At 72.1% G+C, this 26,979-nt stretch carries 24 protein-coding genes and 2 pseudogenes; 16 read left to right on the plus strand and 10 right to left on the minus strand.

Annotated elements, in window-relative coordinates:
• Positions 1 to 24 precede the first annotated feature (24 nt).
• Positions 25 to 699, plus strand: coding sequence for an SGNH/GDSL hydrolase family protein (locus ACZ67Q_RS23115; protein ID WP_471185140.1), 675 nt, complete (start codon positions 25 to 27; stop codon positions 697 to 699).
• A gap of 72 nt (positions 700 to 771) precedes the next feature.
• Positions 772 to 1,365, plus strand: a complete 594-nt coding sequence (locus ACZ67Q_RS23120) for a Uma2 family endonuclease (RefSeq protein WP_471185142.1) — start codon at positions 772 to 774, stop codon at positions 1,363 to 1,365.
• Here ACZ67Q_RS23120 and ACZ67Q_RS23125 read toward each other — a convergent pair.
• Entirely contained in the window at positions 1,337 to 1,768 is a 432-nt protein-coding gene (locus ACZ67Q_RS23125; protein WP_471185145.1) for a hypothetical protein, read from the minus strand. The two genes, ACZ67Q_RS23120 and ACZ67Q_RS23125, sit on opposite strands and share 29 nt — an antisense overlap.
• 152 nt (positions 1,769 to 1,920) lie before the next feature.
• On the opposite strand from ACZ67Q_RS23125, the pseudogene ACZ67Q_RS23130 reads away from it, so the two are divergent.
• From ACZ67Q_RS23130 to ACZ67Q_RS23140, 3 genes and pseudogenes are all read left to right on the plus strand, one after another.
• A pseudogene (locus ACZ67Q_RS23130) lies at positions 1,921 to 1,995 on the plus strand (helix-turn-helix domain-containing protein); the annotation flags it as partial.
• Positions 1,996 to 2,146: 151 nt separating this feature from the next.
• Positions 2,147 to 2,440 (plus strand): annotated as a pseudogene (locus ACZ67Q_RS23135) (Scr1 family TA system antitoxin-like transcriptional regulator); the annotation flags it as partial.
• A 123-nt stretch (positions 2,441 to 2,563) separates the two neighbouring features.
• Positions 2,564 to 3,559, plus strand: coding sequence for an aldo/keto reductase (locus tag ACZ67Q_RS23140; RefSeq protein ID WP_471185507.1), 996 nt, complete (start codon positions 2,564 to 2,566; stop codon positions 3,557 to 3,559).
• 141 nt (positions 3,560 to 3,700) lie between these two features.
• Here ACZ67Q_RS23140 and thpR read toward each other — a convergent pair whose 3' ends face one another.
• On the minus strand, positions 3,701 to 4,273 hold the full coding sequence (thpR, locus tag ACZ67Q_RS23145) for an RNA 2',3'-cyclic phosphodiesterase (protein ID WP_471185147.1): 573 nt from the start codon (positions 4,271 to 4,273) through the stop codon (positions 3,701 to 3,703).
• A gap of 111 nt (positions 4,274 to 4,384) precedes the next feature.
• Between thpR and ACZ67Q_RS23150 the strand changes: the two genes are divergently transcribed.
• Complete coding sequence (locus tag ACZ67Q_RS23150) at positions 4,385 to 4,972, plus strand: Uma2 family endonuclease (RefSeq protein WP_471185149.1); 588 nt, start codon at positions 4,385 to 4,387, stop codon at positions 4,970 to 4,972.
• 18 nt (positions 4,973 to 4,990) lie between these two features.
• Here ACZ67Q_RS23150 and ACZ67Q_RS23155 read toward each other — a convergent pair whose 3' ends face one another.
• Both ACZ67Q_RS23155 and ACZ67Q_RS23160 read right to left on the minus strand, forming a co-directional pair.
• On the minus strand, positions 4,991 to 6,334 hold the full coding sequence (locus tag ACZ67Q_RS23155) for an MFS transporter (protein WP_471185152.1): 1,344 nt from the start codon (positions 6,332 to 6,334) through the stop codon (positions 4,991 to 4,993).
• Between the two features lie 27 nt (positions 6,335 to 6,361).
• Complete coding sequence (locus ACZ67Q_RS23160) at positions 6,362 to 6,799, minus strand: MarR family winged helix-turn-helix transcriptional regulator (protein WP_471185154.1); 438 nt, start codon at positions 6,797 to 6,799, stop codon at positions 6,362 to 6,364.
• A 154-nt stretch (positions 6,800 to 6,953) separates the two neighbouring features.
• On the opposite strand from ACZ67Q_RS23160, the gene ACZ67Q_RS23165 reads away from it, so the two are divergent.
• On the plus strand, positions 6,954 to 7,136 hold the full coding sequence (locus ACZ67Q_RS23165; protein ID WP_110636649.1) for a ribbon-helix-helix protein, CopG family: 183 nt from the start codon (positions 6,954 to 6,956) through the stop codon (positions 7,134 to 7,136).
• A 34-nt stretch (positions 7,137 to 7,170) separates the two neighbouring features.
• Here ACZ67Q_RS23165 and ACZ67Q_RS23170 read toward each other — a convergent pair whose 3' ends face one another.
• Positions 7,171 to 8,622, minus strand: coding sequence for an NCS2 family permease (locus ACZ67Q_RS23170; protein ID WP_471185157.1), 1,452 nt, complete (start codon positions 8,620 to 8,622; stop codon positions 7,171 to 7,173).
• 114 nt (positions 8,623 to 8,736) lie between these two features.
• On the opposite strand from ACZ67Q_RS23170, the gene ACZ67Q_RS23175 reads away from it, so the two are divergent.
• Complete coding sequence (locus ACZ67Q_RS23175) at positions 8,737 to 9,006, plus strand: DUF2530 domain-containing protein (protein ID WP_361631460.1); 270 nt, start codon at positions 8,737 to 8,739, stop codon at positions 9,004 to 9,006.
• Positions 9,007 to 9,087: 81 nt separating this feature from the next.
• Positions 9,088 to 11,484 carry an HAD-IC family P-type ATPase gene (locus ACZ67Q_RS23180; RefSeq protein WP_471185160.1) on the plus strand — a complete coding sequence of 799 codons (2,397 nt, stop codon included), beginning with the start codon at positions 9,088 to 9,090 and terminating at the stop codon, positions 11,482 to 11,484.
• Positions 11,485 to 11,544: 60 nt separating this feature from the next.
• Here the strand turns inward: ACZ67Q_RS23180 and ACZ67Q_RS23185 are convergent, their stop codons facing one another.
• Together ACZ67Q_RS23185 and ACZ67Q_RS23190 are read right to left on the minus strand one after the other, a co-directional pair.
• Positions 11,545 to 14,664, minus strand: a complete 3,120-nt coding sequence (locus tag ACZ67Q_RS23185) for a sacsin N-terminal ATP-binding-like domain-containing protein (protein WP_471185163.1) — start codon at positions 14,662 to 14,664, stop codon at positions 11,545 to 11,547.
• A 679-nt stretch (positions 14,665 to 15,343) separates the two neighbouring features.
• Entirely contained in the window at positions 15,344 to 16,270 is a 927-nt protein-coding gene (locus tag ACZ67Q_RS23190) for a DUF3027 domain-containing protein (protein ID WP_471185165.1), read from the minus strand.
• Between the two features lie 292 nt (positions 16,271 to 16,562).
• Between ACZ67Q_RS23190 and ACZ67Q_RS23195 the strand changes: the two genes are divergently transcribed.
• The 4 genes from ACZ67Q_RS23195 to ACZ67Q_RS23210 all read left to right on the plus strand — a co-directional run bounded on the left by ACZ67Q_RS23195 (position 16,563) and on the right by ACZ67Q_RS23210 (position 20,074).
• Positions 16,563 to 17,948 (plus strand): MFS transporter, encoded by a 1,386-nt coding sequence (locus tag ACZ67Q_RS23195; protein WP_471185167.1) that lies wholly within the window; start codon positions 16,563 to 16,565, stop codon positions 17,946 to 17,948.
• An 83-nt stretch (positions 17,949 to 18,031) separates the two neighbouring features.
• Positions 18,032 to 18,499 carry a DUF2771 domain-containing protein gene (locus tag ACZ67Q_RS23200; protein ID WP_471185170.1) on the plus strand — a complete coding sequence of 156 codons (468 nt, stop codon included), beginning with the start codon at positions 18,032 to 18,034 and terminating at the stop codon, positions 18,497 to 18,499.
• A gap of 26 nt (positions 18,500 to 18,525) precedes the next feature.
• Positions 18,526 to 19,224: a futalosine hydrolase gene (locus ACZ67Q_RS23205; RefSeq protein WP_471185509.1), complete on the plus strand. Its 699-nt coding sequence runs from the start codon at positions 18,526 to 18,528 to the stop codon at positions 19,222 to 19,224.
• On the plus strand, positions 19,214 to 20,074 hold the full coding sequence (locus tag ACZ67Q_RS23210) for a 1,4-dihydroxy-6-naphthoate synthase (protein WP_471185172.1): 861 nt from the start codon (positions 19,214 to 19,216) through the stop codon (positions 20,072 to 20,074). Before ACZ67Q_RS23205 ends, ACZ67Q_RS23210 begins: the two co-directional genes overlap by 11 nt.
• A 12-nt stretch (positions 20,075 to 20,086) precedes the next feature.
• Here the strand turns inward: ACZ67Q_RS23210 and ACZ67Q_RS23215 are convergent, their stop codons facing one another.
• Positions 20,087 to 20,470: a cold-shock protein gene (locus tag ACZ67Q_RS23215; RefSeq protein ID WP_361631474.1), complete on the minus strand. Its 384-nt coding sequence runs from the start codon at positions 20,468 to 20,470 to the stop codon at positions 20,087 to 20,089.
• A gap of 151 nt (positions 20,471 to 20,621) precedes the next feature.
• Here ACZ67Q_RS23215 and ACZ67Q_RS23220 point away from each other — a divergent pair, with 151 nt between their 5' ends.
• Complete coding sequence (locus ACZ67Q_RS23220) at positions 20,622 to 20,885, plus strand: hypothetical protein (protein WP_471185175.1); 264 nt, start codon at positions 20,622 to 20,624, stop codon at positions 20,883 to 20,885.
• Here the strand turns inward: ACZ67Q_RS23220 and ACZ67Q_RS23225 are convergent.
• The gene (locus ACZ67Q_RS23225; protein ID WP_471185177.1) at positions 20,849 to 21,496 is read right to left on the minus strand and encodes an HAD family hydrolase; all 648 of its coding nucleotides are present in this window, start codon (positions 21,494 to 21,496) and stop codon (positions 20,849 to 20,851) included. The two genes, ACZ67Q_RS23220 and ACZ67Q_RS23225, sit on opposite strands and share 37 nt — an antisense overlap.
• Before the next feature lie 75 nt (positions 21,497 to 21,571).
• Positions 21,572 to 22,549, minus strand: a complete 978-nt coding sequence (locus ACZ67Q_RS23230) for a hypothetical protein (protein WP_471185179.1) — start codon at positions 22,547 to 22,549, stop codon at positions 21,572 to 21,574.
• Between the two features lie 207 nt (positions 22,550 to 22,756).
• Here ACZ67Q_RS23230 and ACZ67Q_RS23235 point away from each other — a divergent pair, with 207 nt between their 5' ends.
• Both ACZ67Q_RS23235 and ACZ67Q_RS23240 read left to right on the plus strand, forming a co-directional pair.
• Positions 22,757 to 25,270: a helicase-associated domain-containing protein gene (locus ACZ67Q_RS23235; protein WP_471185180.1), complete on the plus strand. Its 2,514-nt coding sequence runs from the start codon at positions 22,757 to 22,759 to the stop codon at positions 25,268 to 25,270.
• Between the two features lie 57 nt (positions 25,271 to 25,327).
• Positions 25,328 to 26,974, plus strand: coding sequence for a DNA repair helicase XPB (locus ACZ67Q_RS23240; RefSeq protein WP_471185183.1), 1,647 nt, complete (start codon positions 25,328 to 25,330; stop codon positions 26,972 to 26,974).
• The last annotated feature ends 5 nt before the right edge of the window (positions 26,975 to 26,979 follow it).

Raw genomic sequence — 26,979 nt, forward strand, 5'->3', positions numbered from 1 at the left:
GTGCGGATCGTCCATGATGAGCGGATGCTCAGGTTCATGCCCGTCGGTGACTCCCAGACGATCGGCAGCGCGGGTGAACACACGTGGCGTTACCGCATGTGGCAGCACCTGTGCGCGACGTTCGGCGGCCCCTTCGAGATCGTCGGCCCGCGCGAGACGCTGTACGACCAGCACGCCGGCGCGCCCGTGTCGTACGCCTACGCCGACCCGGAGTTCCCCCGCGCCCACCTGGCCGGCTGGGGCGAGGGCTGGCTGCACATGGCTCCGCTGATCGAGGACGCGGTGCGCGACCACCGGGCCGACGTCCTGCTCGTGGCGCTGGGCCTGATCGATCTCGGCTTCTACACCAACGCCGAGCAGACCGCCGAGAACGTGGCCGCCTTCGTCCAGGGGGCGCGGGCCGCCAACCGCCGGGTACGGATGGTGGTGCTGCCGGTGATCCCCAATGTGCGGGCCACGGCGGACGAGCCCTTCGCGGCGGAGGTCGCCCGTTTCAACGAGCTGCTGGGCAAGGCCGTCGCCGACCTGGACGCCCCCGGCTCACCCCTGCTCCTCGCCTCACCCCCGGCGGACTACGACCTCCGCACCGACACCTACGACGGGACGCACCCGAGCGCGAGCGGCGAGCGGAAGATCGCGGGCGCGTTCGCGGAGGCCATGTGGCAGGCGTGGGGGGTCGGCGGGCCGTACTGCCCGTGACACGGTGACCGTGCGTATCGTTGTACTGCGCGGCTGTGCCTGTCCGTGGCGCAGCCGGGGAGGAGCGCCACGATGACCGTCATCGAAGACAGGATCGAGATGGCCGACGCCGACGCGAACACCATCAGTCTGGACCAGTGGTTCGAGCGGCTTGAGCGCATGCCCGTCCCCGAGGGATACAGGGTCGAGATCGTCGGGGGCAACATTCACATGACGCCGCAGCGCAGCACGCACTGGGAGGTCATCCGCGGGTTCCTTTGGGCCATCGATGACCGGTTCGGCAGGGATGCCAGGGTGTTCTCGGATGTCCGTATCGACTTCCCGGGCTACCAGAACGGCTTCTGCCCGGACGTCGCCCTGCTCAAAGAGTCGGCGAAGAAGGACGACACAGGTCACTGGAGGTACCAGGACGTCGAGTTCGTCGCCGAGGTCATTTCCGAAGGGACCGCGCAGAACGACTACGGTCCCAAGATGCGGGCGTACGCGGCAGCCGAGGTCCCTCTCTACATCGTCGCCGACCCCTACCAGGGCCGCTGCTACGTCTACACCGACCCCAAGGACGGTGACTACCAGACGCGGACGCCCTTCGACTTCGGCGAGGACGTCGACCTCACCGGCACGGTCATCGACCTCGTCCTCAAGACCGACGGCTTCCCCCGCGACTGACGACACCCTCCACCACCTCCCGCAGCAGATCCCCCGCGACGAACGGCGCCTTCCGTGAGGGCGCCGAGCGCCATGACAGCGGCCAGGTCATGCCGCTCAGCGCGGGTACGCCGACATACGCGAGCGTGCCGTGACATCGCGTCAACGCCCGTACGCCCGGCGGCCAGCGGAACTGCGTCGCGGTTTGCGGCGGCAACAGGAAGTACAGGTTCCGGTCGCCGGCGACCTCGCGGACGATCGGGCCCGCGTCGAAGTCCGCGCACACCATCAACTCCGTTGCGACGCGCTCGCCCTGATCACCGCTGATCCGTACGGCGTCGAAGTGCACGCCGGCGTGACGCAGGGCGTGTCCGGAGGCGGGGATCCAGGTCGGGATCCAGGGGGCGTCGATTCTCTCGTTCATACAGCAAAGGGTGGCGGGTCGTCACATACTGTGACCAGGGGTTCGCAAGGTCCGTGCGGGGCTGTGCACTTGGGGAGGCGGTTGTGCACTTCGGTGAGCGGGGGTCCACAGCCTTTGGCAGTTTGCTTCGGTTCTATCGGGAAAAGGCCGGGATGACCCAGGAGAGCCTCGGCAAGCAGGTCGGCTACTCCAAGTCGCAAGTGGCCATGGTGGAGCGCGGCCAGCGATTGCCCAGAGGCCGGTTCGTGGAAGTCGCGGACCGCGTGCTCGGTGCACAAGGTGCACTCTGGCCGTGGCGGAGACGGAGTTCTCGGGAGCTGCGCACACGCCGTGGACGGAGGATTACCTGGAGGGACGACGAGGAGGATCGAGAAGCAGGTGGCCTCGCGTGTGAGCCGCCAGCAACTGTTCGAGCGCAAGCCGCCGCCACACGTCAGCTACGTGCTCGAAGAGAGCACGCTGGAACGGCCGTTGGGCGGCGCCGCTACGCTCAAGGCGCAGCTGCACCACATCCTCGCCATCGGTCGGCTCCGCCACGTGGAGATCCAGGTCATGCCACACGCGCGTGAGGTGCACGCCGGCCTCAACGGAAGCATGATCCTCCTGGAGACGGAGGAACGTCGGCACCTCGCCTACATCGAAGGACATCGCGGCGGCTACTTCGTGAGCGAACAGCCCGACCTGGCCGACCTGTTCGGCAAATATGGCACGCTGCGAGCGCAGGCCCTCCGCCTGGACCGCCTTCCTCGGCAGCCCCTTGCTTCGAGCGCACTTCAAGCCGTTGGCTGGGTAGCCATGAAGTACACGCAGCTCGGACGCACCGGACTCAAGGTCAGCCGACTCGTTCTCGGCACGATGAATTTCGGTCCCCAGACCGACGAACCCGACAGCCACGCCATCATGGACGCGGCGCTGGACGCGGGCATCAACTTCTTCGACACCGCCAACGTCTACGGCTGGGGCGAGAACAAGGGCCGTACCGAAAGCATCATCGGCAACTGGTTCGCCAAGGGCGAGGGACGGCGCGAGAAGGTCGTCCTCGCCACCAAGGTGTACGGCAACATGGCCACCGACGGCGGTGACCCCTGGCCGAACCACGACAAGCTCTCGGCCGTGAACATCCGGCGGGCCGTGGACGCGAGCCTGAAGCGGCTCCGGACGGACCACATCGACGTCTACCAGTTCCACCACATCGACCGGGACACCCCGTTCGAGGAGATCTGGCAGGCCATCGACGTCCTGATCCAGCAGGGCAAGATCCTCTACGTCGGCTCCTCGAACTTCCCCGGCTACAAGATCGCGCAGGCCAACGAGATCGCCGCCCGGCGCGGCGGGACGATCGGCCTGGTCAGCGAGCAGTGCCTGTACAACCTGGCCGAGCGCCGCGCCGAGATGGAGGTCATCCCGGCAGCGCAGGACTACGGCCTCGGCGTCATCCCGTGGTCGCCGCTGCACGGCGGTCTGCTGGGCGGCGTGATCAAGAAGGAGGTGGAGGGCGGACGCCGGGCCTCCGGACGCGCGGCGGACACCCTCAAGGACCCGGCCTCCCGCGCCCAGATCCAGTCCTACGAGGACCTGGTCGACAAGCACGGCCTGGAGCCGGGCGAGGTCGCGCTGGCCTGGCTGCTGACCCGCCCCGGCGTCACCGGCCCGATCGTCGGTCCGCGCACCGCGCAGCAGCTGGAGTCGGCGATCAGGGCGGCCGAGCTGGAGCTGAGCGAGGAACTGCTGACCGGGCTGGACGAGATCTTCCCGGGTCCGGGTCCGTCGCCGGAGGCGTTCGCCTGGTAGCAGGCGAACGCCGCCGTACGGCAGGCGTGCGTGGCGGCGGTCGGCTACTTTCCGACCGCCGCCACGATCACCACCACGAACATCAGCACGAGCACGCCGGCCATGATCCGGTTACGGGTCTTCGGGTCCACGGCGTCGAGCCTAGCCGGACACGCCGAGTGACCACCGTTCGACCGCCTCGTACCGGGGCTGCTCACCCGGGACGCCCGAGCGCGGCAGGCTGCTGCGCATGAGCACCAGCTCGCCGACCGTCCAGCGCGGGGAGGCGAACTCGTGCAGGGCCGCCACACAGGGCCGTACGTCCACGGGCCCCCGGCTCCTGGCCACCGTCAGGTGGGCCTTGTAGCGGCGGTGGTCCCCCATCTCGACGCCCGCCTTGCGACCGGCCGCCTCGGCGCGGTCCGCCAGCAGCCGCAGGGCCTCCACGTCGCCGTCCGCCCCGGTCCACAGCGCCTTGCCGTGCCCGAACTGGCCGCCGCTCCGCAGGGCGATCTCGAAGGGGGCGGTGCGGTGGGCGGCGCGCGCCAGCCGCTCCGACAGCTCGGGTATGACGTCGTCGCCGACCTCGCCGTAGAAGGCGAGGGTGAAGTGCCAGCCGGGCCGTCCGGTCCAGCGCAACCCGTCCGCGCCGGGCAGCCTCTTCAGGGCGTCGACCTCGGCGGCGAGTCCCCGGGTGACGTCGTCGGGCGGCAGGACGGCGGCGAAGAGTCTCATGGGGCCAGTGTGCCTCGGGCATGCACACGCCCGAGCGTGTCCCGGTCACCGTGCGTATCGTTGTACTGCGCGGCTGCATGCGACCAGGCGGCAGTGGGGAGGAGCGGCACGGTGACTGTTCTTGAAGACAGGATCGAGATGGCCGACAGCAGCGGCGAACTCACCCTCGACATGATGTTCGAGTGGCTGGAGAAGATGCCCGTCCCCGAGGGATACAAGGTTGAGATCGTCGGGGGGCACATCTTCATGTCACCGCAGCGGCAGAGTCACTGGGAGATCATCGCGGCCGTCTACGACCAGCTGCGCGCGAAGTACCCCCGCAGCAGGCTTGCCTCGGATGTGCGGATCGACTTCCCCGGTCGTCTGAACGGCTTCGCCTGCGATCTGGCCGCGATGGCCGACAACGCGGCAACGGACGACAAGGGCCGCTGGCGCCACGAGGACGTCGAGTTCGTGGCCGAGGTCATCTCCAAGGACACGGCGGCCAACGACTACGGGCCGAAGAAGGACGCCTACGCCGAGGCCGAAGTGCCGGTGTATCTGATCGTGGACCCGTACACCGCGCAGTGGCACCTCCACACCCTGCCGAAGGACGGCGAGTACCACGCCGTCGTCAGCTTCGGTTTCGGCGACGGCATCGACCTCACCGACACCCTCGTGGGCCTGGTGCTCAGGACCGACGAGTTCCCCCGCGACTGAGCCCAGGCCCCCGGAGGGCTATGCCGCCGTAGCCAGCTCCTCGCGCCGCTCGCGCGGGACGAAGCGGACGTGCGGGTGGCCGTGGTTCCAGCCGACCGACAGGCGCAGGCCGCCCGCCCGGGCCAGGGCGAGGGCGATGCCGGCCGCCGCCACCGCGGAGATCGCGCCGCCGGCCGCGAGGCCGGCGCGGACGCCGTAGGTGTCGGTGACCCAGCCGGCGATGGGCGCGCCGATCGGCGTGCCGCCCATGAACACCATCATGTACAGCGCCATCACGCGGCCCCGCATGGCCGGGTCGGTGCTCATCTGGACGCTGGTGTTGGCGGTGACGTTGACCGTCATGCCGAACATGCCGATCGGGGCCATCAGCAGGGCGAACAGCCACAGCGACGGCGCTGCCGCGGCCACCGTCTCCAGGACGCCGAACATCAGCGCCGCCCCGATCAGCACCCGCAGCCGGGACGTGCCGCGGCGGGCCGCGAGCAGGGCGCCGGCGAGGGACCCGACCGCCATGACGGTGTTGAAGAGGCTGTAGGAGCCGGCCCCGGCGTGGAAGACGTCGTCGGCGAAGGCCGACAGGTACACCGGGAAGTTGAAGCCGAAGGTGCCGATGAACCCGACCAGCGCGATCGTCCAGATCAGCTCGGGCCGGCCGGCGACATAGCGCAGGCCCTCGCGCAGCTGGCCCTTGCCGCGCGGCGCGCGCTCGACGACGTGCAGTTCACGGGCGCGCATCAGCAGCAGCGAGCCGATGGTGAAGGCGAAGGAGAGGCCGTTGAAGAGGAAGGCGTAGCCCGTGCCCACACCGGTGATCATCAGGCCGCCGACGGCGGGGCCGACCAGGCGGGCGGACTGGAAGTTCGCGGAGTTCAGGCTGACCGCGTTCTGCAGCTGGGCGGGGCCGACCATCTCGGAGACGAAGGACTGGCGGGCCGGGTTGTCGACGACCGTGGCGAGGCCGACCAGGAACGCGGCGACGTAGACGTGCCAGACCTGGACGTGCCCGGTGAGGGTGAGGGCGGCCAGCGCGAGTCCGGTGACGCCCATCGCGGCCTGGGTGAACAGCAGCGTGCGGCGCTTGGGCAGCCGGTCGACGAGGACGCCGCCGTAGAGGCCGAAGAGCAGCATCGGCAGGAACTGCAGCGCGGTGGTGACGCCGACGGCGGTCGCGGAGCCGGTGAGGCTGAGCACCAGCCAGTCCTGCGCGATGCGCTGCATCCAGGTGCCGGTGTTGGAGACGACCTGGCCCAGGAAGAAGAGGCGGTAGTTCCTGATCTTCAGCGAGCTGAACATCGAGGACGTGCGGGGGTAGTGGGTGGTCTTCGGTGCGGGGGCGGAAGGTGTTCCGGATCCCGTACTCAAAAGCGTTCGCCTCCTCGGGTGGTGCGCTTACAGATGTGCGAGCTTCTCCAGCACGGGGGCGGCGGCGCGCAGCGTGGCCCACTCGTCCTCGTCGAGGTTGTCGACCAGGGCGGCCAGGAAGGCGTTGCGCTTGGCGCGGCTCTCGGCGAGCATCACCTCGGCCTGCTCGGTCTTGGTGACGACCTTCTGGCGCCGGTCCTCGGGGTGCGGCTCCAGCCGGACCAGCCCCTTGGCCTCCAGCAGCGCGACGATGCGGGTCATCGACGGCGGCTGGACGTGCTCCTTGCGGGCCAGCTCGCCCGGGGTGGCGCTCCCGCACAGGGAGAGGGTGCCCAGCACCGACATCTCGGTGGGGCTCAGTGACTCGTCGACCCGCTGGTGCTTGAGCCGACGGGACAACCGCATCACGGCGGAGCGCAGGGAGTTCACGGCGGCAGCATCGTCGCCATGGGTGAGGTCCGGCATGTCCTTAGCGTAACTCATTACTCTGGCTAACAACTGCCGGACGCGCCCAGATATGCCCGTGACTCCGGTCACTGATGCGCTGGATCACTCATATGGGTGATCCGGGAGCGGAACGAGACGCACTGGCCGGAATGCTGAGGCGAACCTCGTGTGCATGGGGACCAGCGTGCTCAGCCTGCGGATAGACGGGGAGCTGCTCGAGAGGCTCCGACACCATGCGGCAAAAAGAGGAATGAGCGTCCAGGACTATGTCGTCCGGACGCTCATTCGCGATGACTTCGACGAGCGGTTCCAGGCCGCCGTCGAGGAGACGGAGAAGTTCTACGGGCTGACGTAGATCCCGGGGATCATGTCCGCCCGACCGATGCGGCTCAGGTCAGACCCAGGGCCGGCATCAGGTAGTAGAAGGCGAAGACCGCCGAGACGACGTACATCGCCACCGGCACCTCCTTGGCGCGGCCGGCCGCCAGCCGCAGGGCCGTGAACGTCACGAAGCCCATACCGATGCCGTTGGTGATCGAGTACGTGAACGGCATCATCAGCATCGTCACGAAGGCCGGGATCGCGATCGTGTAGTCGGCCCAGTCGATCTCCTTGATCGAGCCGGCCAGGATCAGGAAGCCGACGGCGACCAGCGCCGGGGTGGCCGCCTGGGACGGCACCATCGTGGCGATCGGCGTGAGGAACAGCGCCACGGCGAACAGCCCGCCGGTGACCACGTTCGCGAGGCCGGTGCGCGCGCCCTCGCCGACACCGGCCGTGGACTCCACGAAGCAGGTGGTGGCCGACGACGAGCTCGCGCCACCGGCGGCGACGGCGATGCCGTCGACGAAGAGGACCTTGTTGATGCCGGGCATGTGGCCCTTGGCGTCGGTCAGCTTGGCCTCGTCGGAGACGCCCATGATCGTGCCCATCGCGTCGAAGAAGCACGACAGCAGGACCGTGAAGACGAACAGGACGCCGGTCAGCACGCCGACCTTGTCGAAGCCGCCGAACAGGCTGACCTTGCCGACCAGCCCGAAGTCGGGGGTGGCGACCGGGTTGCCGGGCCACTTCGGGGTGGTCAGGCCCCAGCTCGGCACCTTGGCGACCGCCTCGATGATCATCGCGATGATCGTCATGACGACGATCGAGACCAGGATGGCGCCGGGCGTCTTGCGGACGATCAGCGCGAGCGTGAGCAGCACGCCGAGGACGAAGACGAGGACCGGCCAGCCGTTGAGGTGACCGGTGGCGCCCAGCTGGAGCGGGACGGTGGTGTGCGCGGCGTCCGGGATGCGGGAGACGAAGCCGGAGTCGACCAGGCCGATCAGCATGATGAACAGGCCGATACCGATCGAGATCGCCTTGCGCAGGCCGTACGGGACGGCCGTCATCACGCGCTCGCGCAGACCGGTGGCGACGAGGAGCATCACCACGAAGCCGGCGAGGACGACCATGCCCATCGCGTCCGGCCAGGACATACGCGGGGCGAGCTGGAGGGCGACGACGGAGTTCACGCCGAGTCCGGCGGCGAGCGCGATCGGCACGTTGCCGATGACGCCCATCAGCAGCGTGGTGAAGGCGGCGGTGAGGGCGGTGGCGGTGACCAGCTGGCCGTTGTCCAGCTGATGGCCGTACATGTCCTTCGCGCTGCCCAGGATGATCGGGTTGAGCACGATGATGTAGGCCATCGCGAAGAAGGTGGCCAGACCACCCCGGACCTCGCGCGCCAGGGTGCTGCCACGCTCCGAGATCTTGAAGTAGCGGTCGAGGGCGCCGTAGGCGGGCGCCTTGCCCGGCTGCTCGGGCGCGGGGACCTTGGCAGGTGCCGAGGTGGACATTTGTGGGTTCCTACGACTAGAAAGGGACACAGACAAACGGTTTCAGTATGAACATATGAGTTCCATGATTGCCATCTCCGCGCGTAGACCGAAACGGCTCGTAAGCTGTGCGTCATGGCGAAGTGGACCCCGCAGCACGAGGCGCCGGAACCCCTCGAGGGCCCGGTCGTAGCGACCATCACCGGCGGCACGATCCTGTGGTTCGTCCTCTTCCTGGCCCAGCTGCCCTTCTACGGCTGGTACGACGACCACGGGCACACCTGGTGGCTGTGGACCTGCCTGGCCGGCGGCGGCCTCGGCCTGATCGGCATCTGGTACGTCCGCAAGCGCGACGCGGCGCTCAAGCGGGCGGCGGCCCGGCAGGAGAACGCCCTCGACGGCTGACGCCCGGGGTGCCCCCGGGAGGGCTGCCGCAGGGTGATGCCCGAGGGGTGAACGCCCGCGTCCCCACGTACCGTCGAATGCATGACGCACATCGACGCGGGCGCCGAACTCGACCCTGCGCACCCCGTGCCGGTGCCGTCCGTCCCGCCGACCGGGCTGACCGGCGCCCAGGTCGCCGAGCGGACGGCGCGCGGTCAGGTCAACGACGTGCCGGTGCGCTCCAGCCGCTCGCTGCCCGAGATCGTCCGCGCGAACGTCTTCACCCGGTTCAACGCGATCATCGGCGTGCTGTGGCTGATCATGCTGTTCGTCGCCCCCATCCAGGACAGCCTGTTCGGCTTCGTCATCCTCGCCAACACGGGCATCGGCATCGTCCAGGAGTGGCGGGCGAAGAAGACCCTCGACTCGCTCGCCGTGATCGGCGAGGTGCGGCCCACCGTGCGGCGCGACGGCACGGCCGTCGAGATCAGCACCTCGGACATCGTGCTCGACGACCTGCTGGAGATCGGCCCCGGCGACAAGGTCGTGGTCGACGGGGTGTGCGTGGAGGCCGAGGGGCTGGAGATCGACGAGTCGCTGCTCACCGGGGAGGCCGACCCGGTCGTCAAACACCCCGGCGACGCGGTGATGTCCGGCAGCTTCGTCGTCGCGGGCGGCGGCGCCTTCCAGGCCACCCGGGTCGGCCGCGAGGCGTACGCCGCGCAGCTCGCGGAGGAGGCCTCCCGGTTCACGCTCGTCCACTCCGAGCTGCGCACCGGCATCTCCACGATCCTCAAGTACGTCACCTGGATGATGGTGCCCACCGCGATCGGCCTCGTGATCAGCCAGCTCGTGGTCAAGCAGCACGGCGTCAAGAACTCCATCGCCCGCACGGTCGGCGGCATCGTGCCCATGGTCCCCGAGGGCCTGGTGCTGCTGACCTCCGTCGCCTTCGCGATCGGGGTGATCCGGCTGGGCCGCAAGCAGTGCCTGGTGCAGGAACTGCCCGCGATCGAGGGCCTCGCCCGCGTCGACACCGTGTGCCTCGACAAGACCGGCACCCTCACCGAGGGCGGCATGGACGTCACCGGGCTGCGCCTGCTCAACGGCTACGACGAGGCCCACGTCCGCCAGGTGCTCGGCGCGCTCGGCGAGTCCGACCCACGGCCCAACGCCAGCCTGAAGGCGATCATCGACGCCTACCCGCACACCGAGGAGTGGCGCTGCACCGAGTCGCTGCCCTTTTCCTCCGTCCGCAAGTACAGCGGCGCCACCTTCAGCGAGAGCGGCGGCGACTCCAGCACCTGGCTGCTGGGCGCGCCGGACGTGCTGCTCGCCGACGACGACCCGGCGCTCGCCGAGACCGGGCGGCTCAACGAGGACGGGCTGCGGGTGCTGCTGCTCGCCCGCGCCGCCCGCGGCCTGGACGACGCCCGGGTCGCGCAGGGCGCCCACCCCGCCGCCCTGGTCGTCCTGGAGCAGCGGCTGCGGCCCGACGCCGCCGACACCCTGCACTACTTCGCCGAGCAGAACGTGCGCGCCAAGGTGATCTCCGGCGACAACGCGGTCTCCGTCGGCGCGGTCGCCGCCAAGCTGGGGCTCAAGGGCACGGCGGTGGACGCACGGCGGCTGCCCGACGGGCGGGAGGAGATGGCCCGGGAACTGGACGAGGGCACGGTGTTCGGCCGGGTCACCCCGCAGCAGAAGCGGGACATGGTCGGGGCCCTGCAGTCCCGCGGGCACACCGTCGCGATGACCGGCGACGGCGTCAACGACGTCCTCGCGCTCAAGGACGCCGACATCGGTGTCTCCATGGGCTCCGGCTCGGAGGCCACCCGCGCGGTCGCGCAGATTGTGCTGCTGAACAACAGCTTCGCCACCCTGCCGTCGGTGGTCGCGGAGGGCCGGCGGGTCATCGGCAACATCACCCGGGTGGCGACGCTGTTCCTGGTGAAGACGGTGTACTCGGTGCTGCTGGCGATCCTCGTGGTGTGCTGGCAGGTGGAGTACCCGTTCCTGCCGCGCCACCTGACCCTGCTGTCCACGCTGACCATCGGCGTGCCCGCCTTCTTCCTCGCCCTCGCGCCCAACAAGGAACGGGCCCGCCCGCACTTCGTGCGCCGCGTGATGCGGTACGCGATCCCGGGCGGGCTGGTGGCGGGGGCGGCGACCTTCGTGACGTATCTGCTGGCCCGGCACCACTACACGGGCCCGGGCTCGCTGAGCGCGGAGACCAGCGCGGCGACACTGACTCTGTTCCTGGTCTCGATGTGGGTCCTGGCGATCATCGCCCGCCCGTACACCTGGTGGCGGGTGGCGCTCGTCGCGGCGATGGGCGCCGCCTTTCTGGTGGTGCTGGTGGTGCCGTGGCTCCAGCGCTTCTTCGCGCTGAAGCTGGTGGGCATGCGGATGCCGTGGACGGCGGTGGCGGTCGCGGTGGCGGGATCGGCGGTGCTGGAGGTGTCCTGGCGCTGGGTGGGGCGGAGGTTCCCGGCCTAGGGGTGTCCGGCGGACCACGCAGGTCCGCCGGACCGGCCCAGGGCCGTCCCTGCCCCCAGGTCAGTCGAACCAGCGGTCCCGGGCCAGTTCCGCCGTCCGTGACGGGTCCTCCAGCAGGGCCGCCACCTCGAAGCGGCGGGGCCACTGGCCCGCCGCCCAGGCCAGGCCCGCGGCCACGCCCTCCAGGGTTGCCGCGTGCAGCACACCGTCGTCGGTCAGACGCCAGTCGATCTCCACACCGTCCACGACGAGTTCGTCGTGCTCGACGTACGCCTCGGGGGTGCGCGGGCCGAGCAGCACCCGCACCGGCTCCGGTACGTCGTGCTCGGTGCCCTCGGACGTGACCTCGCCGGTGACGGACTCGCTCAGCCGCCGCACCTGGAACAGCTCCGCCAGATCGGGCGCCCGGGTGGGCCGCACCGGAAGCAGCGGCACGCCCTCGGTGAAGGGCAGCAGGTCGGGCGAGTCGACGACCACCGCGTCGGCGGCGTCCACGACCCGCACCTCGCCGTCGACGACCGCGCGCAGCTCGTCCGGCAGCGTGACCCGGTCGGGGTCCAGCTCGGCCAGCGCCCCGTACAGGCCGTGCAGTTGGGCAGCGGTGACGTGCCGGTCGGGGTCGGCGAGGCGGTCGAGGAGTTCGGACGCGCCGCCCGGCTCGTCCAGCAGGGCCGCCACCGACGTCCGCACGCCCAGCGCGCGCAGCACCTGCTCGTCGTCGAAGCCGGTGGCGTCGGCCTCGTCGTACACGCCGCGCAGCAGCGGGTCGCCACCCGCCGCGAGCAGGCCGGCGGGGCGGCGGCCGTCGAGCACCGGGTGCCCGCGCAGCCACCAGGCGGTGTACGGCCGTACGACCTCGTGGGTGCCGTCGGGCAGCAGGATCCGCACCGGCTGCACGAGGGCGTCCCGCAGCGGCGGGCGCGCCAGCATCGCGAGCGCCTGCGGCCAGGCGTCGTCGTCGACCAGGTCCAGGTCGCGCACGGCGACGATCTCCGTGGCGACCGGCGGGACGGGCGTGTCGGGGAAACGGTCGAGGACGTCCTCGCACCACACGTCGACGGCGTCCAGCAGGCCGGGGTCGTCGGGCTCGGCGTACTCGCCCTCACGCGGCTCGAGTTCGTCCGGATCGAGGACCACGTCGGTGGCGCGGACCAGGGCGAAGGCGGCCAGCACCCCGCAGGCGGCGAGGGGTTCCTCTCCCCACCTGGCGGCCAGGTCGGCGTCCACGGTCGCGAGTTCACCCTCCCGCATGACCTGGTGGAAGGCGCTGCCGGGGAAGACCAGTTCACCCGCGGGGGCGAGTTCGCCGTCCTCGTCGGGCAGCGCTAGCGCGCCCAGCCACGGCTCCTCGCCGGGTTCCAGACCCGCGTCCCGCACCAGGGCGAGGACGGTGTCGGCCAGTTCCTCGGCGTCCAGCCCGTCCTCGTCCCAGGACCCGCCGTCGTCGTCGAGGGAGACCGCGACCGCGGCCCGCACCTGCGGGGTGGTCAGCACGGCCCGCGGGGTGGCGGGCAGCGCGCCGAGCTTCTCCAGCAGCGGATGGGCGGCGTCCTCGTGGGCGACCTTCAGCCCGAGACGGGCGAGGACCTCCGGGTCGATGCGGGGGGCGTCGGGGGTGGGCAGCAGCACCTGGCGCGGGCCGATCGTCGTCCGTCCGTCGGCGAGCGGCACGGGCAGGCCGGTGAGCCGGTCGGGGTCCACGCCCGCCAGCGACTCGTACAGCTCGTGCCACCAGCCGGGGTCCTTCTCCAGACCGGCCAGCCGGTCGATGGCGTCGGTCAGCGGCAGCCGCGCGACACCCAGCGTGCGCAGCTCGACACGGCGCTCCAGACCGGCGGGCAGCAGCGTGGGCAGCACCTCGGCGAGCACCCCTACGGTGCCGGCGCCCGCGCCCTCGACGACCTCCGCGTCGCGCGGGCGCAGCGCCTCGGGCAGGTCGTCGCCGTCCTCCTCGCCCGTCGGCCGGGCGGCGGGCGGCAGGAAGGCGGTGCGTGGCAGCCGCTGAAGGATCGCCTGGCGCAGGGCTCCGTCCAGTTCGCCCTTGCCGAGCGGGCCGGGCACGAGGTCGATGATCCCGTCCGTCACCGGCCGCCAGTCGGCGAGCAGTGCGGCGTAGGCGTCGGCGGCCTGCTGGATCAGGAAGTCGGTGAGCGCGCCGGGCGCGGCATGCCGGCGGGTGGTGTCCAGCGGGAAGGACGCGATGAGCAGCGCGGGCACGCCGAGCGCCTCGTCGCTGGGGGTGGGCGCGTGCACGACGGGGCTGGTGCGGGGGCGCTCGGGCCTGCCGTCGCCGTCGACGGGGACGGCCCAGGTGAGCGACCAGTGGGGCCGCAGCCGTTCCTCGACGGGCCGGTCGCCGAGGAGTTCCGGCGCGGTCGTCCCGTGCGCGGAGGCGGTACGCCAGCGGGTGGTGCCCTCGCGCGAGTCCTCCACGACGGTGAGGTCGCCCTCGGTGCGGCGGCGCAGGGTGCGGGTGGTGTCGCCGGTCTCGACGACGACCTCCTCCAGGCCGGGCAGGGCGAGCAGCAGGGCGTCGTCGACGGCGTGCAGGAGCCGTTCGGCGAGGTCGGCGGCGGCCGTGTCGCGCAGCGGCAGGATGACGACCGTGTCGTAGCCGCCCGGGGCGGTGCCCTCGGCGGCGAACGGCAGGCGCAGCAGCGGTACGTGGCCGTCGCGGCGGCGGATCTCGTCGCCCAGGCCGGGGCTGTGCCGGGCGGTCTCCTCGGCCAGGTGCCGGGCCTCGGCGAGGGACCAGCGCACGCCGCCGTGCCGGCCGACGACGGCGGGTTCGTCGGTGACGGACAGGACGGAGGCGAAACCGACGCCGAAGCGGCCGACGGACGGCGTGTCGCGCTTGGCGGAGGCACGCAGGGTGGCCAGCGACTCCACGCCGGCGGCGTCCAGCGGGGCGCCGGTGTTGGCGGCGGCGAGGACGCCGTCGCGCAGCGTCAGCCGCAGCCGGCCGGGCACGCCGGCGCGGGCCGCGGCATCCGCGGCGTTCTGGGCGAGCTCCACGACGAGGCGGTCGCGGTAGCCGCCGAGGACCAGGTCCTCCTCGGCGTTGGCGTCCTCCCGGAACCGGGCGGGGCTGGTGGCCCAGGCGTCGAGCACGCCCCGGCGGAGCCTCGCCGTTCCGAAGGGGTCAGCGCCTTCGGCAGCCGGCCGCACGAACTTGCTCACGTTCACTCTCCTCATCGGCGACGACTGAAAGTACCGCGGGTTGCCTGCGGCGGCGGACCGTGTTCCGGCGGGTTGCCTGCGGCGCCGGACCGTGTTCCGGCGGGTTGCCTGCGGCGCCGGGTCGTCTTTCGGCTGCGGTGCGTTGTGGCTGGTCGGCTTTGCCTGCGGCGCCTGGTCGTCATTCGGCTGCGGTGCGTTGTGGCTGGTCGGCTTTGCCTGCGGCGCCTGGTCGTCATTCGGCTGCGGTGCGTTGTGGCTGGTCGCCTTTGCCTGCGGCGCCTGGTCGTCATTCGGCTGCGGTGCGTTGTGGCTGGTCGCCTTGCCTGCGGCGCCGGGTCGTCTTTCGGCTGCGGATGCGTTGTGGTTGATCGGCTTTGCCTGCGGCGCCTGGTCGTCATTCGGCTGCGGTGCGTTGTGGCTGGTCGCGCCGTTCCCCGCGCCCCTTTGGTGCCTGCGGCGGCCCGTTGCGGTGCGTGGGCGGTTGCTGTCGCGCCTGCGGTTCGTTGTGGGGCGGGGCCGCGGTGGGGGGTGTCCGTCCTCGGTCCGGCCGGCCGTTTCCGAGAGCGGCGCCCTTGCCCGGTGCCGGCCACTGCGGGCGGACACCCCCACCCCGGCCCCTTCCCGCCGTCGGCGGGTGCGGGCCGGCACGGGTTCAGGTGTGGGCCGCAGCCCCGGGGGGCTAGGAGTGGCCCAGTTCCGCTGCTTCCTCGTCCGCTGCCGGGGGGACCGAGCCGGAGTCGGGGGCCGGGCGCAGGGGGAAGGGGTCGACCCTCGTCTCGTCGATCACCGGCGGAGCCGGCCGCGGGGTCTTCGGCATGACCGCGGCCTCGGAGTGGCCGCCGCAGCCGTACGTCAGGGAGACGACGCGGCCGTCGGCCGGGGCGAACTCGTTGGCGCACACCCCGAACGCCTGGCCCAGCGAGCCGCCCAGCGGCATCAGGAAGCCGCAGCTGACGCAGGCGGCGGGGGCGGCCTGCGCCATCGGGGTCTTGGCGCCGTACGCCTCCTCCCAGCGGTCGGCGGCGGTGTGCAGGCCGTAGCGGGACAGCACCCTGGCGCGGCGCATGCCCAGTTCCTCGGCGACCGCGGCGATCGAGCCGCGCGAGGGCGCGGTGGGCAGGGCCCTCGTCGGGCCCTCGGTGACCTCGACGTCCTCGGCCTCGACCAGGTCGGCCATCTCCTCGGAGACGGCGGAGTTCGGCGGCGGCGTGTCCTCGCCGGTGTAGCCGGGCTCCAGGCGCAGATCCTCGGCGTCCGTGGGCAGCAGGTCGCCCGGGCCCATGTCGCCGGGGCGCAGCCGCTCGCTCCACGGCACCCACTCCGGGGCCAGCACGGCGTCCGGGCCGGGCAGCAGCACGACCTCGTCGAGCGTGACGAGCTTGGCGCGCGAGGCGCGGGCCACCGTCACGGCCCACCGCCAGCCGCGGTACCCCAGCTCCCGGCATTCGAAGAAGTGCGTGACAACGCGGTCGCCCTCGGAGACGACTCCCGCGTGTTCCCCGACGACGCCGGGTGCGGCGGCCTCCTCGGCTGCACCACGGGCGAGGTCGACGGCCTCGGCGCACAGGCGGTCAGGGGTGCGGCTTCGCGTTGTCGCTGCGCTCACAGGTATCGCTTCTCTCCAGTACGCCGTCTTCCGGGTGCGGGCGCCTTGAGGTGACGGCGCGGACGGAGCGGACAACCGGACCGCTTCGACGTCTGCGCGCGCTCACGCTCGGGCGCACCTCCTCCGGACCATTCTGCCTGTTCGTCGGCGCTCGGCCTACACCGGTCGATTTCTTTCGCCGCTTCGCGGCGATTTGTTTCCGTGTGGCGCGCCCGGCGGCCTGCCCCGAAACTTAAGGCCCATACGTGCGGTAACGGCACTATCCACCCCGTACTCGGGGCACTATGACGACGTGGCAGCCGCGAGGACGTCCCAAGTGAGCGGTTCGGGCCGGTTCGGAGGGTCCGTCCGCGCGGTCGGGCGCGCCCTGCACTTCCCGGTGACCGGAGCCGCCCGCGGCATCCGCAAGGCCACGCACGCGCAGGGGGCCGGCGAGTCGGGCCTCGGCAAGCTGATCGAGCTGCACGCCGTGAACGGCGCCGGGGACGTGATGATCACCGTGGCGCTGGCGTCCACGGTGTTCTTCTCGGTGCCGACGGACGAGGCACGCGGCCGCGTCGCGCTGTACCTGGCGATCACCATGGCACCCTTCACGGTGCTGGCCCCGGTGATCGGCCCGCTGCTGGACAAGCTGCCGCACGGCCGGCGCGCGGCGATGGCGGGCGCGATGCTGGCGCGGGCGCTGCTGGCGCTGGTGCTGAGCGGGGCCGTGGTGACCGGGAGCCTGCAGCTGTACCCGGCGGCGCTCGGCGTGCTGGTCGCGTCGAAGGCGTACGGCGTGGTCAGAAGCGCGGTGGTGCCCCGGCTGCTGCCGCCGAAGCTGTCGCTGGTCAAGGCGAACTCCCGGGTCACGCTCGGCGGCCTGCTCGCCACGGGCGTCGCCGCGCCCATCGGGGGCGCGCTGCACGCCCTCGGTGCCCGCTGGCCCCTGTACGGCGCCTTCGTGATCTTCGTCGCGGGAACGTTCCTGTCGTTCTCCCTGCCGCCGAAGGTGGACTCCGCCAAGGGGGAGGACACCGCGCTGCTGGCGGCGGACGAGCAGCATCTGCACGGCCCGCACCGCAAGGCCGCGAAACGCCCGGGACTGCGCACCGTCGGCCCGGCCGTCACGCACGCGCTCGGCGCGAACGCCGCGGTCCGCTGCCTGACCGGCTTCCTGATCTTCTTCCTGGCGTTCCTGCTGCGCGAGCACCCGATGACCGGGCAGAGCGCGGCGGTGTCCCTCGGGATGGTCGCGGCGGCGGCCGGCATCGGCAACGCGCTCGGTACGGCCGTCGGCGCCTGGCTGCGGTCCAAGCCGCCGGAGATCATCATCGTCACCGTACTGGCCGTGGTGCTCGCCGCCGCGGTCACGGCGGCGATCTTCTTCGGCGCGGTCCTCGTGGCGTGCCTGGCGGCCGTCGCCGGGTTCGCGCAGGCACTGGCGAAGCTGGCGCTGGACGCGCTGATCCAGCGGGACGTGCCGGAACTGGTCCGTACCTCGGCCTTCGCCCGCTCCGAGACGCTGCTGCAGATGGCGTGGGTCTTCGGCGGCGCGGTCGGCATCGTGATGCCCCTGAACGGCACGGTGGGCCTGTGCGTGGGCGCGGCGATCGTGGCGGTGGGCTGGCTGGCGACGCTGCGGGGGCTGCTGAAGTCGGCCCACCACGGGAGCGCGACACACGCACGGGTGGCGTGAGGGCGGGGCGCCCGGCGGCGACTCCGCGGCCCCCTCGCACCCCCAGAAACGGCGCGGGCGCCGCCAGGCGATAGCCTTCGGCCATGACCATCCTGCAATCCGTCGTGCGACGCCGCCGCGCCGTCGCCGCCGCCGGCGCCGTTTCCGCCGGACTGCTCGTCCTGTCGGCCTGCGACAAGCCGACGCCGATGTCGACGATCACCGTCGGCAGGAGCTCGGTCAACTCCGAGGCGACCTGCTACAACGACGGCAAGGCGATCAAGACCTCCGAGCTCGCCAAGTGCCTGAAGGCGGACAAGTCGATCACCGTCGACCCGGACGAGACCGTGCGCTTCGGTGTCGATCCGGAGATCGCGGACAAGAGCTGGACGATCCTCATGAACGGTCAGCCGCTGACCGACGCCAGCAAGAAGACCTACCGCACCATCCCGGGCAGCGTGTTCTTCAACGCCCAGTACGGTGCCAGCGGCAACACCACCTTCGTCTCCATCAAGGCGGGCGAGAAGGACGTGGAGGGCATCTGGTCCTTCAAGCTCAAGAAGGGCGCCTGATCACGTCCTCGCCCACTCCGGCACGACTGCTCGTGGCCACCGCCGTCCCCGTGGAGCGGGACGCGGTGGCGCGGGCGTTTTCCGGCCCGGGTGAGGAGCGGCGCCTGCCCGGCGTGACGCTGCTGCGGGCCGGTGCGCTCGATCTCGTCGCCGCCGGCGTCGGTCCCGCGCGCGCCGCCGCGTCCACGGCCGCCGCGCTGACCGCCGCCGCCCTCGCCGGCACCCCGTACGACCTGGTCGTCTCCGCCGGCATCGGCGGCGGTTTCCTGCCGCTGGCCCCCGTCGGCTCCCTCGTCGTCGCCGACGAGATCACCGCCGCCGACCTGGGCGCCGACACCCCGGACGGTTTCCTGCCCGTCACCGACCTGGGCTTCGGCACCGTCACCCACCGCCCGCCGGCCGGCCTGGTCCGGCAGGCCGCACAGGCCCTCGGCGCCCCCGCCGGACCCGTGCTGACCGTGTCCACGGTCACCGGCAGCGCCGCCCGTGCCGCCGAGCTGCGCGAGCGGCACCCCCGCGCCCTCGCCGAGGCGATGGAGGGCTTCGGCGTCGCCGAGGCCGCCGCCGCGCACGGCCTGCCCGTCCTGGAGATCCGCGCCGTCTCCAACCCCGTCGGTCCGCGCGACCGCGCCGCCTGGCGCATCGGCGACGCGCTCACCGCGCTGACCGAGGGGTTCGGGAAGCTGGCGCCCGTCCTGGAAAGTTGGAACCCCCATGACCGGTGAGCCCCTGCCCGGCACCGTGCAGATCGCCTACTCCCCCTGCCCGAACGACACCTTCGTCTTCGACGCCCTCGCCCACGGCCGCGTCCCGGGCGCCCCCGCCCTCGACGTGACGTTCGCGGACATCGACGTCACCAACGGCATGGCCGAGCGCGGCGAGCTGGACGTGCTGAAGGTGTCGTACGCCGTCCTGCCGTACGTGCTCGGCGAGTACGCGCTGCTGCCGTGCGGGGGCGCGCTGGGCCGGGGCTGCGGGCCGCTGGTGCTCAGCCGGGAAGCCGGCCTCGACCTCGCCGGCCGTACCGTCGCCGTGCCCAGCGAGAAGTCGACGGCGTATCTGCTCTTCCGGCTGTGGGCGGCGGACGTCGTGCCCGGGGGCGTCGGCGAGATCGTCGTCATGCCGTTCCACGAGATCATGCCGGCCGTGCGGGACGGCAAGGTGGACGCGGGCCTCGTCATCCACGAGGCGCGGTTCACGTACCAGAATTACGGGCTGCACAAGCTCGCCGACATGGGCGAGCACTGGGAGAACACCACCGGGCTGCCCATCCCGCTGGGCGCGATCATCGCCAGGCGGTCGCTCGGCGCGGACGCGCTGAAGGTGATCGCCGATTCGATCCGCACATCCGTGCGCAAGGCGTGGGACGAGCCGGAGGCGTCGCGGCCCTACGTCATGGAGCACGCCCAGGAGATGGATCCGGCCGTCGCCGACCAGCACATCGGGCTGTACGTCAACGAGTTCACCGCCGACCTCGGCGAGGACGGGTACGCGGCCGTGCGCGGGCTGCTCACACGCGCGGCGGCCGAGGGGCTGGTGCCGCCCCTCGGCCCTGACGCGCTGGATTTCCCCTGACGGCTGCCGGGATCAGACGTCGAGCTGGTCGGCCACCGCACGCAGCAGCCCGGCGACCTTCTTTCCGGCGGTCTTCTCGGGGTAGCGGCCGCGTTCCAGGGTCTGGGTGACGTTTTCCAGAAGGGTCGTCAGATCCTGGACGATGGAGGCCAGTTCGTCGGGCTTCTTGCGGGTCGCGGCCGCGACCGACGGGGTCGGGTCGAGTACGGTCAGGGAGAGCGCCTGGTCGCCGCGCTGCCCGGCGACCACGCCGAACTCCACGCGCTGGCCGGGCTTGAGGGTCTCGACTCCGGCGGGGAGGACCGAGGAATGAACGAAGACGTCACCGCCGTCGTCGCGGGAGAGAAAGCCGAAGCCCTTCTCGCTGTTGAACCACTTGACCTTGCCGGTAGGCACGTCTGTCCTCGTCCTCGTACTCGTCGGAAAGCTGCTCAATAACAACCCAGGCGGGTCGACCTTGACCCGCCGGTTCCAAGGCTAATGGTCTTCGGGCGGCTGACAAGACGTCGCCCGGTTGTTCCTTCGCGCTGGGAACTACCCTGGTCGGGTGCGTGACAAAACCCCACCGAATTCCACCGCGCCCGGTGATCGGCTGATCCGTGCCGGTGCGATCGTCTTCTTCATCGGCGCCGTGGCCACACTGGTCACCGTCGCCCCGTTGTTCTTCGGAACGTCGCCTTTTCCGACCTACATGTTCGGATTGAGCATGCTCATGGCCGTCGGGTTCGTTCTCGCGGGGGCCGGCGTGCTTCGCTCGGTCGCGGCGGGGCGGCGTCAGGCTCGGGCCGCCTCCGGCACGTCGTCGAGGTAGGCCGAAAGCCACTGCGGGAATTCCGTGAGATCGGCGAGGATCACGTCCGCGCCGGCCGCACGGAGTTCCTCCGGGGCGCACGGGCCGGTCGCCACCGCCACCGACAGCGCCCCGGCCGTGCGGGCGCCGCGCACGTCACCGAGGTGGTCGCCGACGTACACGCTCGCGCCGTGCGCGCGCAGCGCCTCGGCCTTGCGCTCCGCCCACAGATCGCCGATCACCTCGTCGGGCTCCAGGCCGAGATGGCTGACGTGCAGTTTCGCGTTCGGCTCGTACTTCGCCGTGACGACGATCGCGCGCCCGCCGGCCTTCCGCACCGCCGCTATCGCCTCGCGGGCGCCGGGCAGAGCGGGGGTGGCGGCCACGGCGTACGTCGGATACATCGCGCGGTACAGGTCGGCGACCTCGGCCACCTCGTCCGCCGGGAACCAGTTCGCCAGCTCGTCGACGAGCGGCGGGCCCAGGCGGGTCACCGCGAGGTCGGCGTCGACATAGGTGCCGGTCCGCTCCGACAGCGCCTGGTAGCAGGCGCGGATGCCGGGGCGGGAGTCGATCAGGGTCATGTCGAGGTCGAAACCGACGGTGGGGGCGGCGGGGGCCTGGGCAGTCATGGGGGACATTGTGCCGGGTGGCCGCCGCGGCCCCGCGACGCCGGACGCCGGGACGGTCCGCACGGCAGGGGCGAGTCAGCGTTCCTTCTGTGAGCGCCAGACCAGGAACAGGGCCGACGCCACCGCCGCGCCGCGTACCACCCACGGCCAGGTCCCGGCGATCGCCTCGTTCATGTGGCCGTCGGCGATGGGGGTGCCCCAGCGGCCCTGGGTGCGGCCCCACAGCCACACCAGGCCCGTGGCCAGGGCCACGCCCGGCAGGCCCAGCACCGCCCACTTCGCCTCCGCCCGGGTCAGGCGGCGGGAGGCGTAGGCGATCAGCCAGCCCAGCAGCAGCGCGAACCCGTTGCCGAGCACGGCGCCCGTGACGAGGGCGGCCGCGGCGAGGAGGAGCAGGGGGTTGCGCCAGCGACGGGAGGGCCGGGCGAGGAGGCGGCGGCGCACGAGCGCGTCCGGGTCGTCCTCCGCTTCAGCCTCCGGCGCCGGTGCGGCCGGCTCCTCCAGCTTGTCCTGCTTGTCCTGCTGGTCCCGCTGCGGTCGTGGGGGCGGCTTGAGGAGGTCGGGGATCTCCACGCCGCCGGTGAAGCCGGGGACCTCGTCGCTGAAGTCCGTGCGCCACCAGTCGGGGGGAACGGCGGGGCCGCCCAGTTCGGCGGCGCTCGCGAGGTGGGGCGGGGAGGGGGCGGAGGCGGGGGCCGCCGGCGGGGCGGTGGGGCGGGGGCGGGGGACGAGCCGGCTGCGGCGCGTCGGGGCCTCGGCCCCGGCGGCGCCGGTGCCGCCCTCCCGCTGCTCGGGTACGGCCGTGGACGGGGGCGTGGGACCGGGTGCGCCGCCGGCGGCCGCGACGAGGTCGTCGGGGGTGCCGAGCCGTTCGATGATGCGGCGCACCGCGGCCGGGCTGTCGACCACGGCCTTGGCGCGGCGCTTGTCGATCTCGTCGCGCAGGCCGGCGACGAGGCGCATGCGGGTGGCGGACGGCAGCTGACGCTGCTGCGCCACGTCGCCGACGCGGCTCAAGTACTCGTAGACGACCTTGTCGCTCTCGATCCCCACGAAGCCCCTCCGGGGGTGCGCGTGTCTGAAACCCCGTCGGACGAAGGTATCGCGTCCCGCGGGGGTGGTCGTTCGTCCGCGGGTGGTGGGTGGTTGCTCGCGCAGTTCCCCGCGCCCCTCGAGGTCGGTGCGGGCACCCGGTTCCTCGAGGCGCCGACGGCCACAGCAACCGGCTGCCGTCGGAGGGGACCCGCTAACGTGGTTCGGATGAGCATCGAGGACACTCCGGCACCCCGCTCCCTCGCGGAAGCGCTCCGTGGGCGTGAGGACGCCTCCCTCGCCGCCCTCCTGCGCAGCCGTCCCGATCTGATCACCCCCGTCCCGACGGACCTCACGCAGCTCGCCACCCGTGCCGGTACGCGGGCGAGCGTCGTGCGGGCGCTGGAGCGGCTGGACCGGTTCGCGCTGCAGACCGCCCAGGCGCTGGCCGTCGCGGGTGACCCGGCGACGTACGAGGAGCTGCTCGGGCTGATGGCCGGTGACGAGCGGGACGCGGCCGTCGTCGCCGCGCTGCCGCACGCCCTCGGTGTGCTGCGCGAGCAGGCGCTGGTGTGGGGCGGTGACGACCGGCTGCGGCTGGTGCGCACCGCCCGTGAGCTGCTCGCCCCCTCCCCGCAGCATCCGTCCCCGACCGGTCTCGGGCCGACCGTGCAGGAGGCGACGGCCGGGATGTCGCCGGGGCGGATCCAGGAGATCGTCACCGCCGCCGGGCTGGCCTCCACGCATGACTCGGTGTCCGCCGTGGGCGCGCTGACCGGCCTGTTCACCAACCGCGCGCGGATGAAGCGCCTGCTGTCCAAGGCCCCCGCGGAGGCGCGCGAGGTGCTGGAGCGGCTGGTGTGGGGGCCGCCCTACGGGCAGGTCACGGCCGATCCCGCGGCGCATCTGCGGTGGCTGCTGGACAGAGGGCTGCTGCTGCCGACGGCGCCGGGGACCGTCGTACTGCCCCGGGAGGTGGCCCTGCATCTGCGGGGCGGGCGGGCGCACCGGGACCCGGAGCCGGTGCCGCCGGTGGTGGCCGCAGGAGCGGTGCACCGTCCACAGGTTGTGGACAGTACGGCCGCCGGGCAGGCGCTGAGCGCCCTGGCGACCGTGGAGGAGCTGCTGAAGGAGTGGGACGAGGGCGGGCCCGCCGTGCTGCGGGCCGGCGGGCTCAGTGTGCGCGACCTCAAGCGGACCGCCGTCGCCCTGGACGTCTCCGAGCCCGTGGCCGCTTTCTGGGTGGAGCTGGCGTACGCCGCCGGTCTGGTCGCCTCCGACGGGGAGGCCGACGAGCGGTACGCGGCCACACCGGCGTACGACGAGTGGCGGGAGCTGCCGCCCGCCGAGCGGTGGGGGCGGCTCGCCGAGGCGTGGCTCGCGGCCACACGGACGTCCGGGCTCGTCGGCGGCCGGGACGCCAAGGAGCGGACGCTGGCCGCGCTCGGCCCGGGGCTCGACCGGTCCGCGGCCCCCGAGGTGCGGCACCGGGTGCTGACGCTGCTCGCCGCCCTGCCGGAGGGCGCGGCTCCGGTCGCCGGGTCGGTGCTGGAGCGGCTGCGCTGGGAGCGTCCGCAGCGGCGCGAGGAGGATCTGCGGACGCGGCTCGCCCAGTGGACGCTGAACGAGGCCGAGCTGATCGGGGTGACCGGGCGTGGCGCGCTGTCGGCTCACGGACGGGCGTTGCTGGGGGCGCCGGTGACGGAGGGGGCGCGGGAGGAGCCCGAGGGACCGGGCGACAAGCTGCCCGTCCACCATCACCGTCCGCGGTTCGTCGCCCCCCTCACCCCGGGTGAGCAGGCCGCCGCCACCGCCGCCGCCACCCGCCTGCTCGCGCCGCTGCTGCCCGAGCCGCTGGACCACGTGCTGTTGCAGGCCGACCTGACGGCCGTGGCGCCGGGGCCGTTGCAGCGGCCGCTCGCGGACATGCTCGGTGTGCTCGCGGACGTGGAGTCGAAGGGTGGTGCGACCGTGTACCGGTTCACGCCCGCCTCCGTGCGGCGGGCACTGGACGCCGGACAGACCGCGGCCGACCTGCACGCCTTCCTCACCGCGCACTCGCGTACGCCGGTGCCGCAGCCGCTGGCGTATCTGATCGACGACGTGGCCCGCAGGCACGGGCATCTGCGGGTGGGGGCCGCCTCGGCGTATGTGCGCTGCGACGACGACGCCCTGCTGAACGAGATCCTCGCCGACCGGCGGGCCGCCGGGCTGCGGCTGCGGCGCCTCGCGCCGACGGTGCTGGCCACGCAGGCCGATCCGGCGGCGCTGCTGGAGGGGCTGCGGGCGATGGGGTTCGCGCCGGCCGCCGAGTCCGCGGAGGGCGATGTGCTGATCGCGCGGGCCGACGTCCACCGCACGCCGCCACGTACCGCTCCCGAGCCGGTGCCGGACGGGCCGCCGGTGCCGGACGCCACGCTGCTGGCGGCGGCGATCCGCGCCATCCGCGCCGGTGACCTCGCCTCCACGGCGCCCCGCAAGCCGAGCGAGGGCGCGGTGGTGCCGGGTGAGCTGCCGCGCACCTCCTCCGCCGAGACCCTCGCCACCATGCAGGCCGCCTGCCTGACCGGCGAGGCCGTGTGGATCGGCTTCGTCAACGCCGAGGGCGCCGCCAGCCAGCGGGTCATCGCCCCGGTCAGGGTCGAGGGCGGCTTCGTGACGGCGTACGACCACACCGCGGACGAAGTACGCACGTTTCCCCTCCACCGGATCACGGGCGTGGCGGAGCTCGCGGACGAGTGAGCCCGAGGTGCGGCACACTGGACGTTTGGGCCGTTGTGGAAAGGGTGTGTGCCGCGCGTGAACGGACCGCTGATCGTCCAGTCCGACAAGACGCTGCTCCTGGAGGTCGACCACGAGCAGGCCGACGAGTGCCGTCGGGCCATCGCGCCGTTCGCCGAGCTGGAGCGGGCGCCGGAACACATCCACACCTACCGGCTGACGCCGCTCGGGCTGTGGAACGCGCGTGCCGCCGGGCACGACGCCGAGCAGGTCGTGGACGCGCTCGTGCAGTACAGCCGGTATCCGGTGCCGCACGCGCTGCTCGTCGACATCGCCGAGACCATGGACCGCTACGGGCGCCTGACCCTGCACAAGCACCCGGCGCACGGGCTGGTGCTCTCCAGCACCGACCGTCCGGTGCTGGAGGAGGTGCTGCGCTCCAAGCGGATCGCGCCGCTGGTGGGCGCGCGGATCGACCCGGACACCGTGGTGGTGCACCCCTCCGAGCGCGGGCAGATCAAGCAGACCCTGCTGAAGCTCGGCTGGCCGGCCGAGGACCTCGCCGGGTACGTCGACGGCGAGGCGCACCCGATCGAGCTGCACGAGGACGGGTGGGCGCTGCGCCCCTACCAGAAGCAGGCCGTGGAGAACTTCTGGCACGGCGGCAGCGGTGTCGTCGTGCTGCCGTGCGGCGCGGGTAAGACGCTGGTGGGGGCCGGGGCGATGTCCCAGGCCAAGTCCACGACGCTGATCCTCGTCACCAACACCGTCTCGGCCCGGCAGTGGAAGCACGAGCTGGTCAAGCGCACGAGTCTGACCGAGGAAGAGGTCGGCGAGTACAGCGGGACGCGCAAGGAGATCCGGCCCGTCACCATCGCCACGTACCAGGTGCTGACGACCAAGCGGAAGGGTGTCTACCCGCACCTGGAGCTGTTCGACTCCCGGGACTGGGGGCTGATCGTCTACGACGAGGTGCACCTGCTGCCGGCGCCGGTGTTCAAGTTCACCGCCGACCTCCAGGCACGGCGGCGCCTCGGTCTGACCGCGACGCTGGTCCGCGAGGACGGCCGGGAGTCGGACGTGTTCTCCCTCATCGGGCCGAAGCGGTTCGACGCGCCGTGGAAGGAGATCGAGGCGCAGGGCTACATCGCGCCCGCCGACTGCGTCGAGGTCCGGGTGAACCTGACCGACTCCGAGCGCCTCGCGTACGCGACCGCCGAGGCGGAGGAGAAGTACCGCTTCTGCGCGACGACGGACACCAAGCGGAAGGTGACCGAGGCGATCGTGCGGCGGTTCGCCGGGCAGCAGATCCTCGTCATCGGGCAGTACATCGACCAACTCGACGAGCTGGGCGAGCACCTGGGCGCGCCGGTCATCAAGGGTGAGACGTCCAACGCGCAGCGCGAGAAGCTCTTCGACGCCTTCCGGGCCGGGGAGATCAACGTGCTGGTGGTCTCCAAGGTCGCGAACTTCTCCATCGACCTGCCGGAGGCGACGGTCGCCGTGCAGGTGTCCGGCACGTTCGGATCGCGGCAGGAGGAGGCACAGCGGCTGGGACGCGTACTGCGGCCGAAGGCGGACGGCCACCAGGCCCACTTCTACTCGGTCGTCGCCCGCGACACCCTCGACCAGGACTTCGCCGCCCACCGCCAGCGCTTCCTGGCGGAACAGGGCTACGCGTACCGGATCATGGACGCGGACGAGCTGCTGGCGGAGGACGCCTGAGGTTC

The organism is Streptomyces sp. NPDC036813 (genome assembly GCF_055609245.1).

What these genes read in the sequence shown, in the direction of transcription:
- ACZ67Q_RS23175 (WP_361631460.1), top strand. Translation starts at nt 8,737, where the DNA reads ATGGCGAAGTGGACCCCGCAGCACGAGGCGCCGGAACCCCTCGAGGGC.
- ACZ67Q_RS23235 (WP_471185180.1), top strand. Translation starts at nt 22,757, where the DNA reads ATGAGCATCGAGGACACTCCGGCACCCCGCTCCCTCGCGGAAGCGCTC.
- ACZ67Q_RS23170 (WP_471185157.1), bottom strand. Translation starts at nt 8,622, where the DNA reads ATGTCCACCTCGGCACCTGCCAAGGTCCCCGCGCCCGAGCAGCCGGGC.
- ACZ67Q_RS23180 (WP_471185160.1), top strand. Translation starts at nt 9,088, where the DNA reads ATGACGCACATCGACGCGGGCGCCGAACTCGACCCTGCGCACCCCGTG.
- ACZ67Q_RS23160 (WP_471185154.1), bottom strand. Translation starts at nt 6,799, where the DNA reads ATGCCGGACCTCACCCATGGCGACGATGCTGCCGCCGTGAACTCCCTG.
- ACZ67Q_RS23140 (WP_471185507.1), top strand. Translation starts at nt 2,564, where the DNA reads ATGAAGTACACGCAGCTCGGACGCACCGGACTCAAGGTCAGCCGACTC.
- ACZ67Q_RS23115 (WP_471185140.1), top strand. Translation starts at nt 25, where the DNA reads ATGCTCAGGTTCATGCCCGTCGGTGACTCCCAGACGATCGGCAGCGCG.
- ACZ67Q_RS23210 (WP_471185172.1), top strand. Translation starts at nt 19,214, where the DNA reads ATGACCGGTGAGCCCCTGCCCGGCACCGTGCAGATCGCCTACTCCCCC.
- ACZ67Q_RS23125 (WP_471185145.1), bottom strand. Translation starts at nt 1,768, where the DNA reads ATGAACGAGAGAATCGACGCCCCCTGGATCCCGACCTGGATCCCCGCC.
- ACZ67Q_RS23225 (WP_471185177.1), bottom strand. Translation starts at nt 21,496, where the DNA reads ATGACTGCCCAGGCCCCCGCCGCCCCCACCGTCGGTTTCGACCTCGAC.
- ACZ67Q_RS23200 (WP_471185170.1), top strand. Translation starts at nt 18,032, where the DNA reads ATGACCATCCTGCAATCCGTCGTGCGACGCCGCCGCGCCGTCGCCGCC.
- ACZ67Q_RS23165 (WP_110636649.1), top strand. Translation starts at nt 6,954, where the DNA reads ATGGGGACCAGCGTGCTCAGCCTGCGGATAGACGGGGAGCTGCTCGAG.
- ACZ67Q_RS23120 (WP_471185142.1), top strand. Translation starts at nt 772, where the DNA reads ATGACCGTCATCGAAGACAGGATCGAGATGGCCGACGCCGACGCGAAC.
- thpR (WP_471185147.1), bottom strand. Translation starts at nt 4,273, where the DNA reads ATGAGACTCTTCGCCGCCGTCCTGCCGCCCGACGACGTCACCCGGGGA.